General features: G+C 64.2%; 12 protein-coding genes. 9 read left to right on the top strand and 3 right to left on the bottom strand.

The features are described 5' to 3' along the window. Window positions 1-41: 41 nt before the first annotated feature. A complete protein-coding gene (locus G5V57_RS05535) occupies window positions 42-1,964 on the bottom strand; it encodes a BTAD domain-containing putative transcriptional regulator (protein ID WP_165166555.1) in 1,923 nt (640 codons plus the stop codon). Window positions 1,965-2,123: 159 nt separating this feature from the next. Here G5V57_RS05535 and G5V57_RS05540 point away from each other — a divergent pair, with 159 nt between their 5' ends. The 9 genes from G5V57_RS05540 to G5V57_RS05580 all read left to right on the top strand — a co-directional run bounded on the left by G5V57_RS05540 (window position 2,124) and on the right by G5V57_RS05580 (window position 11,167). Further along, a complete protein-coding gene (locus G5V57_RS05540) occupies window positions 2,124-2,303 on the top strand; it encodes a hypothetical protein (protein WP_165166556.1) in 180 nt (59 codons plus the stop codon). Between the two features lie 98 nt (window positions 2,304-2,401). Then, window positions 2,402-3,055, top strand: a complete 654-nt coding sequence (locus G5V57_RS05545; RefSeq protein ID WP_165166557.1) for a gamma-glutamylcyclotransferase — start codon at window positions 2,402-2,404, stop codon at window positions 3,053-3,055. Window positions 3,056-3,336: 281 nt separating this feature from the next. Next, on the top strand, window positions 3,337-5,346 hold the full coding sequence (locus G5V57_RS05550; protein WP_165166558.1) for a CocE/NonD family hydrolase: 2,010 nt from the start codon (window positions 3,337-3,339) through the stop codon (window positions 5,344-5,346). Between the two features lie 16 nt (window positions 5,347-5,362). Beyond that, window positions 5,363-6,316: an ABC transporter permease gene (locus G5V57_RS05555; protein WP_165166559.1), complete on the top strand. Its 954-nt coding sequence runs from the start codon at window positions 5,363-5,365 to the stop codon at window positions 6,314-6,316. Further along, window positions 6,297-7,148 carry an ABC transporter permease gene (locus tag G5V57_RS05560; RefSeq protein ID WP_165166560.1) on the top strand — a complete coding sequence of 284 codons (852 nt, stop codon included), beginning with the start codon at window positions 6,297-6,299 and terminating at the stop codon, window positions 7,146-7,148. Before G5V57_RS05555 ends, G5V57_RS05560 begins: the two co-directional genes overlap by 20 nt. Continuing rightward, entirely contained in the window at window positions 7,148-7,996 is an 849-nt protein-coding gene (locus G5V57_RS05565; RefSeq protein WP_165166561.1) for an ABC transporter ATP-binding protein, read from the top strand. The genes G5V57_RS05560 and G5V57_RS05565 overlap by 1 nt, the downstream gene beginning before the upstream one ends. After that, window positions 7,993-8,958, top strand: a complete 966-nt coding sequence (locus G5V57_RS05570) for an ABC transporter ATP-binding protein (protein ID WP_165166562.1) — start codon at window positions 7,993-7,995, stop codon at window positions 8,956-8,958. Before G5V57_RS05565 ends, G5V57_RS05570 begins: the two co-directional genes overlap by 4 nt. A 14-nt stretch (window positions 8,959-8,972) precedes the next feature. Beyond that, window positions 8,973-10,538 carry an ABC transporter substrate-binding protein gene (locus G5V57_RS05575; RefSeq protein WP_165166563.1) on the top strand — a complete coding sequence of 522 codons (1,566 nt, stop codon included), beginning with the start codon at window positions 8,973-8,975 and terminating at the stop codon, window positions 10,536-10,538. Further along, a complete protein-coding gene (locus G5V57_RS05580; RefSeq protein WP_165166564.1) occupies window positions 10,535-11,167 on the top strand; it encodes a TetR family transcriptional regulator C-terminal domain-containing protein in 633 nt (210 codons plus the stop codon). The genes G5V57_RS05575 and G5V57_RS05580 overlap by 4 nt, the downstream gene beginning before the upstream one ends. A 293-nt stretch (window positions 11,168-11,460) precedes the next feature. Here G5V57_RS05580 and G5V57_RS05585 read toward each other — a convergent pair whose 3' ends face one another. After that, window positions 11,461-12,990, bottom strand: a complete 1,530-nt coding sequence (locus G5V57_RS05585; RefSeq protein WP_165166565.1) for a trimethylamine methyltransferase family protein — start codon at window positions 12,988-12,990, stop codon at window positions 11,461-11,463. Further along, entirely contained in the window at window positions 12,987-15,017 is a 2,031-nt protein-coding gene (locus G5V57_RS05590) for an FAD-dependent oxidoreductase (RefSeq protein WP_165166566.1), read from the bottom strand. Before G5V57_RS05590 ends, G5V57_RS05585 begins: the two co-directional genes overlap by 4 nt. Window positions 15,018-15,122: the final 105 nt, after the last annotated feature.

Below are 15,122 nucleotides of genomic sequence, written 5' to 3' on the forward strand. Positions count from 1 at the left end.
GCAAATCGTGATACACGACCGGGCGGCTCTTGCAATCCGTCTCACTCCGGCAGGCCGGCCTTGATCATGCCGGCCCGGAATCGCGCGGTATCGTCCGACCCCCAGCTGCCGGACCTTTGCTGCGACAGGCGAAAGTCCGGTTTCATCTGCATGATTCTCGCCACCACGGCCTGCGCTTCCGCCATTCGGTCCAGTTGCGCATAGCAGGCGGCCATGCGGCTCAATACCCAGATATGCGGATCGCTCCGGTGCGCGAAGGCGGCGAGCGCTTCCTCATATTTCCCGCACACATAGAGGGTGCTGCCGAAATCGACCCAGTACCACTCCGGGTGATAGGGGTTGAGCCTGAACGCCTCCTTGAACAGCTCCAGCCCGGCTTCGTGCTCGCCCCGCATCACCAGGACAATCGCCAGGGCCGCGACCGCATTCGCGTCGCTCGGATTGAGCTCGACGGATCGGCGATAGCATTGCTCCTCGGCGTCGAGATCGCGCGCATAGGCGAGCGTTATCCCCATCAGCCACCAGATACGCGGCTCTTCCGGATCGAGAACGGCTGCTCGCCGGATCAGCGCAAGGGAGGCGTTGAGGATATCGGGCGGGGTCGTTTCATAGCCGTGAAAGACGACATTGGCGAAACCACGATAGGCCATGGCGAGGGCGAAGCCCGGATCCAGGGCGAGAGCTTTGTCGAAATGCTCGATCGCCATCCGATTGTCGTCCGGCTCATATCCCCGCAAGTGCTTGATGCCGACAAGAAGATGCTCATAAGCCGCGAGCGCCGGCTTGCGGCGGCTGCGCTCGACCAATGTGCTTTCGACTTGCGAATTGATGCTGGGTAGCACGGCGGCCATGATCTTGTCCGGCGCCGTCAGGACGTCGTCGGCCTTCAGGCTGAACTGGCCGCTCCATTTCTGAAGCCGCGTCGCCGTGTCGACCAGCCTGACCGTCAAGCGCAGATTGTCCTTCAGCCGCTGCACGCTGCCTTGAACCACGAGATCAGCGCCGAGGCGTCGCCCGATTTCAAGCGCGTCTGACGTGGATCTGGCGACCTGCGCCGACGAGAAGCGATCGATGACGGAGAAGAGCTTGAACCGGCCGAGCCCGGAGGTGATGTCTTCCGCCAGACCATCGCACAGCACATCGAGCTCGCTCTCGCGGCTGATATTCTGGAAAGGCATGACCGCGATCGACGGCCGCTCGTGGCCAGCCGGGGCCGCGCTTTCGGCCTGCATCGCGGCGGCCGTCTCGCCCTTGAGGATACGGCGATAGACTTCCTCCGTCTCAGGCGCCGCCTTGACGCCGAGCTCTTCCACCAGCGCCGCTTCGCATTGGCCATAGAGCTTCAGGGCCTCGCCGCGCTTGTTGTCCCGCGCCAGGAGCTGCATCAGCGCGCGGTAGACCGGCTCGCGCAGCCTGTCGCGCCGCAGCAGTTGGCGGGCCAGGGCTATTGCCGGCTCCAGATGGCGCGGACTGATGTCGACCTTGCTTAGGCGTTCGACCACCGACGCGGCCAGGTCTTCCAGCCTCTGGCGCTCCGGCGCCAGCCATTGCTCGTAATCCAGGCTCGGTGCCTCGCAGCCATCGAACAATGGGCCGGAATAAAGCCCAGGCGCATCGGCGAGAGTGGCCATATCGGCCGCGGCCCGCTCGAAGGCCTCGACATCGCAGCACAATCCGGCTGGCTTCACGCTCACGCTGTCGCGCCCGGCCAGGAGAACATTGTCCGAATCTTCGCCGAAGACGGCGCGCAGCGCGGCAAGGGACTGCCTGAGACTGCCGCGGGCCTGCTCTTCCGCCCGGTCGGCCCACAGGAGGCCGGCGAGCTTGTCGCGCGACACGGGACGGTCGGAATTGAGGCACAGAAAGCCGAGGAGGGAGCGGTCTTTGCGATGGGGCAGATCGACCGGTTCACCGCCCCGCTTGAGCGCGAACCCGCCGAGAAGCTGAAGCGACCATATCACCACGGCCGCGCCTCACGAGACGAATTCACGGAGAATTCACGGACGGACGGGTTTCCGGCGAGCTCCTTGTGGCAAGATTTCACGCGCGGCCTCCGCGACAATTCACGCAGCTGCGGCAGTCTTGCCCCCGGGAAATATTAGACAAGCAGAGGAACCCCGACAATGCTGAACATCAGGTCCATGTTGTCCGCCGTCCTGCACCCCGTTCATCCGGCGGACCTCCCGCCTCCGCATGTCCCGCCAGAAGAGTGGCCCGACCGCATCGACTTCGACTTGCAGAGCGCCTCCGACACGGACGCCATGTGGTACTACGAAATGCGCAAGTGGCGCGGCCGGGACTGACCATGCTGGATGACGGCGCGACCGAGAGGATCAGACTTACTCCCGAGCTGGTCGCTCTTTGTGAAAGACCCGAACCAAAGCGGGGACGCGAGCCCGGAGTGTCCTATTTTACGGAAGAGGACTATCAGGCCGCTGCCGCGAGGCTCCTCGATGCCGCGGCTGGCGCGCCTGTCTGGGTGTTTGCCTATGGCTCGCTTCTGTGGCGCCCGGCTTTCGAGGCGGCGGAGAGCCGCCGGGCTGAGGCCCAGGGCTGGCGGCGCGACTTCTGCATGGAGATCCGGCGCTGGCGGGGAAGCCCCGAGCAGCCGGGTCTCATGATGGCCCTGCGCAAGGGCGGCAGCTGTACCGGCCTCGCTTTGCGCCTGATGTCCGATCACGCTCACGCGCAGCTGGTGCAGTTGCTCAAGCGGGAAGTCGACGGAGAGGAAGATCTGCGCGCACTGCGCTGGATCGAGGTCGACACCGCGGAGGGTGTTGTTCGCGCGCTCGCCTGCTGGGCCGACCCCATCGAGAGCCGGATGTTCGTGGACAAGCCATTGGCGGAACAGGCCCATATGCTGGCGCGGGCCTGCGGCGCCATCGGGTCCGGCGCCGCCTATCTCCATCAGACGGTGGAAAGCCTCGCCAGGTTGGGCCTGGCCGATGACTATATCAGCGGGCTGGAAGCGCTCGTCGCCAGGGAGATCATGAAACTGGCCTCCCAGCGCGCTGAGAGCGCGATGATTTTAGACACCAACACACCCTCATGCTGAGGCGCGAGCGAAGCGAGCCTCGAAGCATGATCCAGCTACACAGGCCTTGCTTGCCACCCTTCGAGGCCCGCCTTCGGCGGGCGCCTCAGGGTGAGGGTTATAGGCGGTAACTAATCTGATCATGCCTTAGAGCCGGGGCGAAACCTCCCGCCTCCCGCGTAGCGTGCGTGATGGGAAACCTGAAGTCGACTCTCCGAACCTCCTCAAATCCCGGAAATTCATAAATCTACCATTGAATCCGTTCCGCTCCTTGTTGTACGATTGTTCAACAAGGAAACGCCATGACGGTCAGAAGAGAATTCCCCTTCGCGGTGGAGGTCATAGATCCCTTGTGGATTGAGCTCTCCGACGGTACGCGCATCGCCGCCACCTTATGGAAGCCGAAGACCAGCGACAAGGTCCCGCTCGTCGTCGAGATGATCCCCTATCGCCGGCGCGACGGCACCATCTTCCGCGATCTCGAGATCCATCCCTACTGGGCGGGCTTCGGCGTCGCTTGCTGCCGCATCGACATCAGGGGTGCCGGCGATTCTGACGGCCTTCTCGCCGATGAATATCTGCCGCGCGAGCAGGAGGATGCCTGCGAGATCATCGCGCAGCTCGCGGCGCTTCCCTGGTGCAACGGCAATGTCGGCATGGTCGGCATTTCCTGGGGCGGCTTCAATTCGCTCCAGGTGGCCGCGCGCCGCCCCCCGGCGCTGAAGGCGATCATCACTTTGTGCTCGACCGACGACCGCTATGCCGACGATGTCCACTATATGGGCGGCGCCCTCATCACCGAGAATGAGATGTGGTCGAATTTCATGCTGGTGAAGAATGCCATGCCGCCCGATCCGCAGATCGTCGGCGACGCCTGGCGCGATATGTGGATGAAGCGCCTCGATGCCAACCGGTCCTGGTCTGAGCACTGGCTCGAGCACCAGCGCCGCGACGCCTACTGGAAACAGGGCTCGGTCTGCGAGGATTTCTCGAAGATCGACTGCGCCGTGCTGGCGGTGTGCGGCTGGGAGGACAGCTATTCCAACTCCGTCGCCCGCTTGCTCGAAGGCCTTACATCCCCCAAGCTCGCCATCATGGGCCCCTGGACACATGCCTTCCCCTGCCGCGGCGATCCGGGCCCGCGCATCGGCTATCTCCAGGAAGGGCTGCGCTGGTGGAAGCACTGGCTCGCGGACGACGAGACAGGCATCATGGACGAGCCGCTCTACCGCGTCTTCGTCATCGGTGAAGAACGGCCGCGACCCTTTTACGAGAACCACGAGGGTCATTGGGTCGCCGAGGAAGCCTGGCCCAGCCCCCGCATCGAGTGGCAGACGCGCTATCTCAATCCGACCGGGCTCGGCTCCGAGCCCGAAACCGGCGCCCTGCGCTCGGTGCGCTCGCCCGCCACCGCCGGCACCGATTGTGGACGCTGGGGCGGCTATGGCGGCACCACGCCCGATCTCGCCATCGACCAGCGCCGCGAGGACGGTCAGGCGCTTTGCTTCGACACCGAACCGCTCGCCGAGACGATCACACTGCTGGGCGCGCCCGAGATCGAGCTCGAGCTCATGGTCGATGTGCCGAAGGTCAATCTCGCTTTGCGCCTCTGCGACATCTATCCGGATGGCACTTCGGCGCTCATGACTTATGGCGTGCTCAATCTGAGCCATCGCGACAGCCATGAATTCCCGAAACCCTGTCCGGTCGGCGAGCCCTTCACGGTCAGGCTGAAGCTCAACGACTTCGCCCGCGAGATTCCCAAGGGCCACTGCATCAGGCTCGCCATCGCCACGCAGCATTGGTTCATTCTGTGGCCACAGCCGACGCTGGCGACCGCGACGATCAGAACCGGCCTCTCGACGATCCGCCTGCCGGTGCGCCCGGCGAGTCCCCTCGACAAGCGCATCGCCTTCGAGCCGGCGGAGATCGCGAGCCCCGTGCCCGCGACCGAGATCGCCGCCGGCGCCACCACCAAGACCGTCGAGGACGATCTGGGTTCCGGGCTGCGCACCATCACGCTGCGCAGCAACGGCGGCACGCAATCGATCGATGACCGCGCCATCACCACTTCGTCTTGGAACAACGACACCTTCATCATCCATCCCGACGATCCCTTGTCGGCGAAGCTCGTCACCGAATATGCCTGGGCGATCAAGAGCGGGCCTTCCGACATGGAGGCGCGTTCACGCACCGAGCTCACCGCCGATCACGAGAACTTCTATCTTACCTGGTCGATCGAGGCGCGCGAGCAAGGCCGCGTCATCCACAGCAAGGGCGCGACGCGCGCCATAAAACGCGACTTCTGTTGAGGCGGCGGGAAGGGCCATGCTCGCTTACACGATCAAACGCATCGGCCTCGGAATCCTGATCCTCATCGGCGTCATGTTCGCCATGTATGCCGCGGTCTTCATCGTGCCGGGCAATCCGGCGAGAGCGGCACTGGGTCCCCGCGCGACCCAGGAAATGGTCGACCGGCTCACCCGCGAAATGGGCCTCGACCAGCCCTATCTCGTCCAGATCTACAACTTCTTCACCAATGTCCTCACCGGTAATCTCGGCATCGATGTCATTTCCAACCGCCCTGTCGCCGCCGAGATCTGGGAAGTTCTGCCGAACACGCTGATTCTCTGTGTCGTCGGCCTCGGCTGGGCGACTCTCCTCGCCATTCCGCTCGGCTGTCTCGCCGTGCTCAAGCGCGGCACCTGGATCGACCGCGCCGCGAGCATCGTCTCGGTGAGTGTCATCTCGCTCCCCTATTATGTCATCGCCATCTATGCGCTCCTGATCTTCGCCGTGGAGCTCAACTGGCTCCCCGCCATCGGCGATGGAGATGCGGGCGACATCGGCAGCCAGATCCACGCCCTCATCCTGCCCGCCTTCGCCATCGGTTTCACCTGGGTCGGTTACCTTGCCCGCCTCGTGCGCGCCTCGATGCTCGACGTCATGGGCGAGCCCCATATCCGCACCGCGCGCGCCTTCGGCGTGCCGGAATGGAAGATTGTCACCAAATACGGCCTGCGCATCGCGCTCATCCCGACGCTCTCGCTACTCGCCGTCAGCCTGGGCGGGCTGATCTCCAGCGCCGTTTTCGTCGAAGTCATCTTCTCGCGTCCCGGCATCGGCAAGCTCGTTACCGCCGCCGTCAATCTGCGCAATTATCCGGTCGTCATGGGCTCAGTCCTGGTCATGACCGCCATCTATGTCACAATCACCATCGCCGCCGATCTGCTGATCGCGCGGCTCGATCCGAGGATCAGGGATGCCTTCCGGGGTGCTTGAAATCCTGAGGCGCGTGATGCGCGACCCGCTGGGCCTTCTGGGTCTTGTTCTGGTCGTCATCGTGATCGGCGCCGCGCTCTTTGCCGACGTGATCGCCCCTTACGATCCAGCCAAGATCGACGTCCTGAACAAGCTTCAGGGCCCTTCCGCCGCGCATTGGCTTGGCACTGATCAGCTCGGCCGCGACACGTTCTCGCGCATCATCTACGGCGCCCGCGTCGCCATGGGCATCGCCGTCTTCTCCATCGGCATCGGCGCCTTTGTCGGACTTATCCTCGGCATCCTAGCGGGCTATGGGCCGCGCTGGCTCGACGCCGTCCTCATCTTCTTCTTCGATTCGCTCAGCGCCATTCCGCTCATCCTCTTCGCCCTCACCGTCATCGTCATATTGGGCCCCGGCACCTCGACGCTCATCTTCGTCATCGCCGTCATCTCCGTTCCCGTCTATGGCCGACTGGTGCGCGCTCAGACCTTGTCGCTCAGGCGCAGCGAGTTCATTCTGGCCGAACAAGCCATGGGCGCCAGCCTGCCGCGCATCGTCGGCATACACTTGCTTCCCAATGTACTTGGTCCGCTCGTTATCCTGGTCAGCATGGATATCCCAACCGTCGTCGCCCTCGAAGCCGCGCTCTCCTATCTGGGTCTCGGCGTCAAGCCGCCGACACCGAGTTGGGGCACCATTCTCAATGACGGCTATGTCTCGCTGCGCACCAACCCGGCTTTGGTCATCGCCGCCGGCATTCCGCTCGTCATCGCGACGCTCGGCTTCACCTTCCTGGGCGAGGCCCTGCGCGACGCGCTTGATCCGAAGCTCAAGGTCAGGCGGTCCTGATGACAGCACCCCTCCTCAGGATCCGCGACCTCTCCATCGGCTACGCCGGCCACGTCCAGGCGGTCCGCAATGCCAATCTCGAAATCCGCCTGGGTGAAGCCGTGGGGCTCGTCGGCGAGTCAGGCAGCGGCAAGTCCACGCTCGCCGCGGCCATTCCGGGCCTCCTGCCGGAGAGCTCGCATATCGACGCAGGTGACATCGCCTTCAAGGGCGCCATCATCACCGGCAGCGAAGCCCGGCAGCGGGCGCTGCGCGGTGATGAGATCGCCATGGTCTTCCAGGATCCGATGACCGCCTTCAACCCCGTGCTCACCATTGGCGATCAGCTGGTCGACTTCCAGAGCCGGGTTCCGGGCGGCGTCCATGAGAAGCGCCGGCGCGCCGTCGCCATGCTCGCCCGCGTCGGCATTCCCGACCCGGACATGCGCGCCCGTAGCTATCCGCATGAACTGTCAGGCGGCATGCGCCAGCGCGCCGCCATCGCCGCCGCCCTCCTGGTCAATCCGAGCCTTCTCATCGCCGATGAACCGACGACGGCGCTCGATGTGACCATGGAAGCGCAGATCATCCATCTCTTCCGCGAACTGCGGAGTGACTTCGGCGGCGGCATTCTGATCGTGACGCATCATCTGGGCGTCGTCGCCGAGCTGTGCGACCGCGTCTATGTGATGTATCGGGGCGAGGTCGTCGAGGAGGGAGCGGTCGACGACATATTCCACACCCCCCGCCATCCCTACACGCGGGCGCTCCTCGCCTGCGATCCTGCCCGCCTCCGCGAACCGACCCCCTATCTGCCGGTGATCAGCGATTCCGAGCGCGCGTTCTTCACTGAGGAGCGACGGCGATGACCCCGATCATCGAAGCCCAAGGATTGGCTGTAAGTTTCCGGGCGCCCGGCGGCTTTCTGGGCCTCGGCCATCGCCGTCTCGCCATTCTCGAGGACATATCCGTCGCGATTCACCCGAGCGAGACGCTCGGCCTCGTCGGTGAATCAGGATCGGGCAAGACAACCTTGGCCCGGGCCCTTCTGGGCCTCGTGCCGCGCAGCCGGGGCAGCATCCGTTTCGAAGGCAAGCCCATCGAGCCGGTCGGCACGCACGGTTTCCGGCATCTGCGCCGCAAGACGGCGATGATGTTCCAGGATCCCGTCGCCTCGCTGAGCCCGAGGCTCGCCATAGGTTCGGCCATCACCGAGCCTTTCGTCATTCATGGCGCCGAGATGAGTTCGCGCCGCGCCGCGGCGGAGGAGCTGCTCACGCTGGTCGGCTTGCCCAAGGAATTCATCAGCCGATATCCGCACGAACTATCGGGCGGCCAGGCGCGCCGCGCCGGCGTCGCCCGTGCGTTGGCGCTGCGGCCCTCTCTGGTCATCGCCGATGAGCCGACCGCGGGTCTCGACGTCTCCATCCAGGGCGAGATCCTCAATCTGATGACCAGGCTCAAGGCGGAGCTCGACCTCTCCTACATCATCGTCACCCACAATCTGGCGATGATCCGCCACGTCTCCGAGCGCATCGCCATCATGTATCTGGGCCGCATCGTCGAGGAAGGGCCGACGACGGAGATTTTCGCCAAGGCCCGGCATCCCTATACGGCATCCCTCATCGCTTCCGAACCCATCCCCGACCCGCGCCGGAAGCGTCGTCATCTCGCCATCACCGGCGAAGTGCCGAGCATCCTGATGCGGCCCAGCGGCTGCGAATTCCACACCCGCTGCCCCTTCGCAAAAGAGCGCTGTCGCGCTGAAGCGCCACCCCTCACGCCTCTGACTGCCGACCATAAAGTGCGTTGTCACTACCCAATCAATTAGGGAGGAATAGAAAAATGAAGATCAATGGACATTTCGATCGACGCGGCTTCCTGCAGCTCTCGAGCCTGCTCGGCGCCGGCCTCGTCATGCCGCGTCTCGCCTTCGCGGCCGAGGGCGATCTCCTGCGTATCCGGAGCGACAGCGACATCACACGGCTCGACCCGGCCTATGAGATTGGCAATCTCGAGGACATCACCAATCGCTGCGTGCTCATCTCGCTGGTGCGCCTGTCCGACATGCGCAAGGGCAATACGATCACGCCCTGGGGCGCCGAGAAGATCGAGCAGACCGACCCCACCACCATCACCTTCACGCTGATGCCCGGCCTCAAATGGACGGGCGATTTCGGCCCGGTGACGCCCGAGGACGTGAAATACTCCTTCGAGCGCATCGCCAACCCGGCCAATGAATCGCCGTGGAAATACCAGTTCGAGAAGCTCGATCATGTCGAGGTCAAGGACGAGCGCACCGGCATCATTCGTCTGAAAGAACCGTTCCAGCCGATCTGGCTCGCCTCGCTGCCCTATTATGGCGGCCACATCGTCTGCAAGGCGGCGGTCGAGAAGGCCGGCGGCAAATACACGACAGAGATTCCGGCGCAATGCGGCCCCTATCTCCTCGACAAATGGGAGCCCAAGCAGAAGATGACCTTCAAGGCCAATCCCGACTGGCCAGGCCCCAAGCCCGATTTCGGCATGGTCGAGGTGAACATCGTCGAGGACGACCAGGCAGCCCAGCTCGCCTATGAGGCGAAGGCCTTCGACTATTGCCGCGTCTCGGCCGCCTCCGCCAAGAGTCTGAAGGAGAAGCCGCTGCCCGACACCACCCTCATCGAGGCGCAGTCGACGCGTTATGTGTGGCTCACGATCAATATCGACAACCCCAAGCTCAAGGATCCGAAGGTCCGCCAGGCGCTGCAATACGCCTTCGACGGCGAGCAGGTGATCGCCGGCACGTATGAGGGGCTGGTGCCGCGTTCGACCGGCGTGGTGCAGCCGGGTACCGCCTTCACCAGGGCGAAGAACCTCATCGACAAGCCCGACTACGAGAAGGCGAAGGCGCTCCTGGCCGAAGCCGGGGTGAGCGACCTCAAGCTCAACCTCGCCACACTCAACGACTCACGCTACATGACGGCCTGCCAGGTCATCCAGGCGACCATGGCCCAGGCCGGCATCACTATCGAGATCCAGCCTTATGATGAAGGCGCCTATTGGGTACTGGGCGACAAGACCCAGGGCGACGGCTACAAGAACCTGGAACTCGTGCTGATGGCCTTTGCCGGTGGCATCGATCCGTCGGAGAATCTCGTATGGTTCCGTCCCGATCAGATCGGCGTCTATAACTGGTCAGCATTCAACAGTCCCGAATACGAAGAGCTCTACAACAAGGCCCTGTCGGAAGCCGATCAGGCCAAGCGCAAGGCGATGTATAACCGCATGGAGGATCTGATGGAGGAATCGGGCGGCTTCATCTTCATCTGCCATGAGCCCTTCGTGGCGATCCACAAGAACACCTTCGAGCCCGAGATCCTCGCCGACGGCTATCCCAACCCGGTCGGCTTCAAGAAGCTGAAGTCATGAGCAAAACCGCCGCCGCCGGGAACAAGCCGCGCTTCGCGCGCGTCGAAGCAGATCTGCGCCGCCAGATGCTCATCGACGCCGCGATCCGCTGCCTGGCGGAAGGCGGGATCGCGGCCTTCACGGTGGATCGCATCTCGCGCGAGGCGAATGTCTCGCGCGGGCTGATCAATCATCACTTCGACGGCATTGGGGGCCTCCTGATCGAGGTCTACGAGGCCATGACGCAGTCGATGCTGGCGGCGGGGCGCGAGAACCTGTTCTTCGAGGGCGGGCCTGAGGAACGGCTCGCCGCCGTCATCGACACCATGTTCCGCCCACCGATGTTCTCGAAATCATCGCTCAGGGCATGGCTGGCGCTGTGGGGGGAGGTTGCCACCAATCCAAGGCTCAAGGCCTCGCACCGCAAATCCTATGATGCTTATCGCCGGGCGATCGGCGAGGCGCTGAACGAGATCGCCACCACCCGCAAGGTCAAGGCCGACGGCGAGGCGCTCGCCATGACCGTCATCGCCCTGATCGACGGGCTGTGGATCGAATGGTGTCTCGATTCCTCCGTCGTCAACCGCGACTCGGCGCGCGCCGCCGTCTATGACGTGCTTGAAGCGCGACTGGGGAAACTGGAACGTTGATATACCCTCGCCCCTCGAAGAGGGGAGAGGGAGGGGCCCATTGCGCAGCAATGGGAGGGTGAGGGGCACCCGGTCGCTTGGTGCAAAGATGACGTATCGCCCCAAGTCATGCGCGGGGATAAAAAGGTAACAGGGACGCCCCTCACCCTCCCAACGCTGGCGCGTTGGGCCCCTCCCTCTCCCCGCTGCGCGGGAGAGAGGGGAATTTGTGCGACCTTCGCACGGTGAGTTCGTCTCGTTCTAATCGGGCTTTGAGATGTGTGAAGCGGCTTGCGCCGGGATGACGGTTAAGACTACCGAATAGAGCTGTCCCCGCGCTTGCGTCTTTCCATATAGTCGCGCAACGCCTCATCAACCGCCGGATCGATCGGCGGCTGTTCATATTCCTTCAGCATCTGCTTCCAGATGCGGTTGGCCTTGAGGGGCGCCGTCTCGCGACCGCGCTCGATCCAGGTGTCGTGATTGTCCCAGTTGGAGATGAGCGGCTGGTAGAAGGCCGTCTCATAGCGCTGCAATGTGTGCGCCGTGCCGAAATAGTGCCCGGCCGGGCCCACTTCACGCACCGCATCGAGCGCCAGCGTCTCAGGCGTGACCTGGAACGGCTCGCAATAGGCGGCCATCATCTGCAGGAGATCGGCATCGAGAATGAGCTTCTCGAAGGAAGCGGTGAGGCCGCCGCCGAGCCAACCCGCCGCATGCAGCACGAGATGCGCGCCGCCCATGATCGACCCCCACAGCGCCATCATGCTCTCATATGCCGCCTGTGCATCCACGTCATTGGCGGCGGTGACATTGCTCGAGCGGAACGGCATGCCGATCAGACGCGCGAGCTGGCCTGAGGCTTGCGCCGCCTGCGCATATTCCGGCGTGCCGAAGGCGGGCGCCCCCGACTTCATGTCGACATTGGAGGTGAAGCCGCCATACATAGCCGGCGCCCCGGGGCGTACGATCTGGGTGAGCGCGATGCCGGCCAAAGCTTCCCCATGCTGCTGGGCGAGAGCGCCGGCGAGCGTCACCGGCGACATGGCGCCCGCCAGAGTGAAGGGGGTCACGATCACGCATTGGCCATGCTCCGCAAAGGTCATCAGGCCTTCCGCCATCGGGATATCGAGCTGCAAAGGCGAATTGGTATTGATGACGCAGGTGAAGACGGGATCGTCGATCAACCCTTCGCGCGTCGTGCCGAGCGAGATCGCCGCCATTTCGAGCGCGTCGAGGGCACGCTCCGCACCGAGGCCCTGCGGCTGCCAGTTCTTGTCGAGCAGCGTGATCTCGGCATAGTAGAGATCGAGATGACGCGTCTCGGCCGGGAGATCAAGCGGCTCGAAGGGCCCACCGCCTTCCTGATGCAATATGTCGAGCGACTGGATGAGCTTGAGATAATCGCACATCTCGGCATAGGTACCGGCGCGCCTGCCGCGCTCGAGATCGCTCACATAAGCGGGGCCGCCCACCGATGAGAAGATCGCATGGCGGCCGCCGACCCGGACATTCCGGGCGGGATTGCGCGCGCGCAGAGAGAATTCCGCCGGCGCCTTGGCCACGAGCCCGGTAATCATGGCGCGGTCGAAGCGCACCTGCAGCTCGCCTTCATCGACGGAGGCGCCTGCCGCGCCATAGAGGGTTCGGGCGCGCGGCTCCAGCACCTTCATGCCGATCTCTTCGAGGATGGTGAGCGCCGTCTGATGGATCGCCTCCACCTGGTCGGCGCTCAGGACCTCGATCGGCCGGTAAGGCAAGGTGAACTGCTTCCACGGCCGCTGCTGCAGAGCGCCGGGCGTTCTTTGCGCCCGTTCGCGCCGTCTCGGATTAGCTCTGGTCATGGCTCGGGCCTTTCGCGGCGAAGGATTTGGGTTCCGGGCTCGCCGAATTCGCGGGCGAAGCGGTGGCCGGCAAAGACCGCATCGGCGATGTGAGACGGCGCATGGCAATCGCCGATGGCGCTGATCGAACCTGCCGGCAAGGATTGGAGGAGCGCGCGATAGAGCGCGTCATCGGGAAGACGCCCTGTCACCAGCACCATCGCGTCGCACGGCAATGCCATCGGGCGCTCCGTATAGACGCAAGCGAAGCGCGGCACGCCGCCATCCAGGCCAGCGAGGCGATGCGACAGCACCAGCCGGACATCCATGGACATCAATTTCGCCTGGATGAAGCCCTGCTCGTCGGTCATCTGCGTCCAGGAGGAGACGACGGGGGCGGGCGTCACATAGGTGACGTCGTGGCCCTTTAGTTTCAGCATCTCGGCCAAGGCGCTGCCGACGGCATAGTGATCGTCGTCATAGACGATGACCGATCTGGCAGAAGGCGACAGCTGGTCCACCTCATCCGGGGTGAGTATCATGCCGGCCTCGGGCAGCATCAACGGCTCCTCGCCGACAGCCCCGATCGCATCGCGCCGCCAGGAGCTGCCGGTCGCCACCACGACATGGTCGGCGCCGAAGCCTGCGACGTCCTCCGCCGTCATGGGACTTTCGCGATAGACGGCGACATTGGAAAGCTTGCCGATCATATGCTGGCGATGATCACGCACCCGGATCCAGCTGGCGAGGCCGGGAAGCCGCGCCTCGGCCAGCACGCGTCCGCCGAGCTCGCGAGACGCTTCGGCAAGCGCCACCTGATGGCCGCGCCGCCCGAGCGCCAGCGCGCATTCGAGGCCGGCGGGGCCGCCGCCGACGACAAGCACGCTTTTCTCGGAACGCTTCGTGGCGATCTTCTCGGGATGCCAGCCGCGCCGCCATTCCTCCCCCATGGTCGGGTTCTGCGTGCAGCGTAGCGGAATCGATTCATTGTTCGCGGCCCGGCAGATATTGCAGCCGATGCATTCGCGGATCTCGTCCTCGCGGCCCTCGCGGATCTTCTGCGGCAGAAAGGGGTCGGCGATCGAGGGCCGCGCCGCGCCGATGAAGTCGAGGATGCCGCGGCGCAGCTGGCTCATCATCATGTCGGGCGAGGTGAACCGGCCGACGCCGACGACGGGCTTCGTCGTGAGCGTCTTGACGAAGGACACGTAGTCTTCCTGGAAGCCTTCGTCTGAGAAACGGGCGCTCTTGGAATCGTTGCCGAGCGCGCCCGCGACATTCACATCCCATAGATCGGGAAGCTCGGCGAGGATCGCCACGATGTCGCGGGCCTCGCCGTCATGGGTGATGCCTTTCGGCCCGTGCAACTCATCGACCGCGAGCCTGAGCGCCACCGCGCAGTCGCCTTTGACCGCGTCCCGCGTCTCGGCGATCATCTCGCGTAGGAGCCGCGTGCGGTTCTCGGTATTGCCGCCATATTCATCGCCACGCCGGTTGGTGCGCGGCGACAGGAACTGCAGCGGCAGGTAGTCATGTCCCGCATAAACATAGACGATATCGAAGCCCGCCCGCCTGGCGCGCTGGGCCGCCTCCTTCTGCCATTGCCGGAACGCCGCGATGTCGGCCTTGTCCATGGCGCGCGCCGACATGGGCTGGATGAACTTCGCGCGCTGTCCCGAGGGCGACAGCAGGGGCTCGCGCGTCAGCCGGTTGTTGGCGTGGAATCCGCCATGCCAGAGCTCGACGGCGGCGAGGCTGCCATGCTCGTGGATGGCCTCGGCGGTCTTGGCCAGCGCGCGCACATCGTCCTCGTCCCACAGCGACAGATAGCCGAAGGGGAAGTCGTCGGAAGAAGGATGGATCGAACAATATTCCGTCGAGACGACGCCCCAGCCGCCTTCCGCCTTGATGCCGCGCAATGCGGCCGAGGCCTTGGGGGCCCGCCAGCCCATGCCGCTCGCATGCGGCGTCTGATAGAAACGATTCGGCGCCGTCTTGGGCCCGATCTTCACCGTCTCGAACAGCCTGGCATAGCGCGGGTTGAACATGGAAGATTCCTTGTTGAACGATTGTACAACAAGAGAATGAGCAAAGGCAATGGCCCTCCCCGTTCACGGCGCGGGGCAGCGTAGCTGTTCAACCGCTAGGCGGTG

This window comes from Nordella sp. HKS 07, assembly GCF_011046735.1.
Taxonomy (GTDB): Bacteria; Pseudomonadota; Alphaproteobacteria; order Rhizobiales; family Aestuariivirgaceae; genus Taklimakanibacter.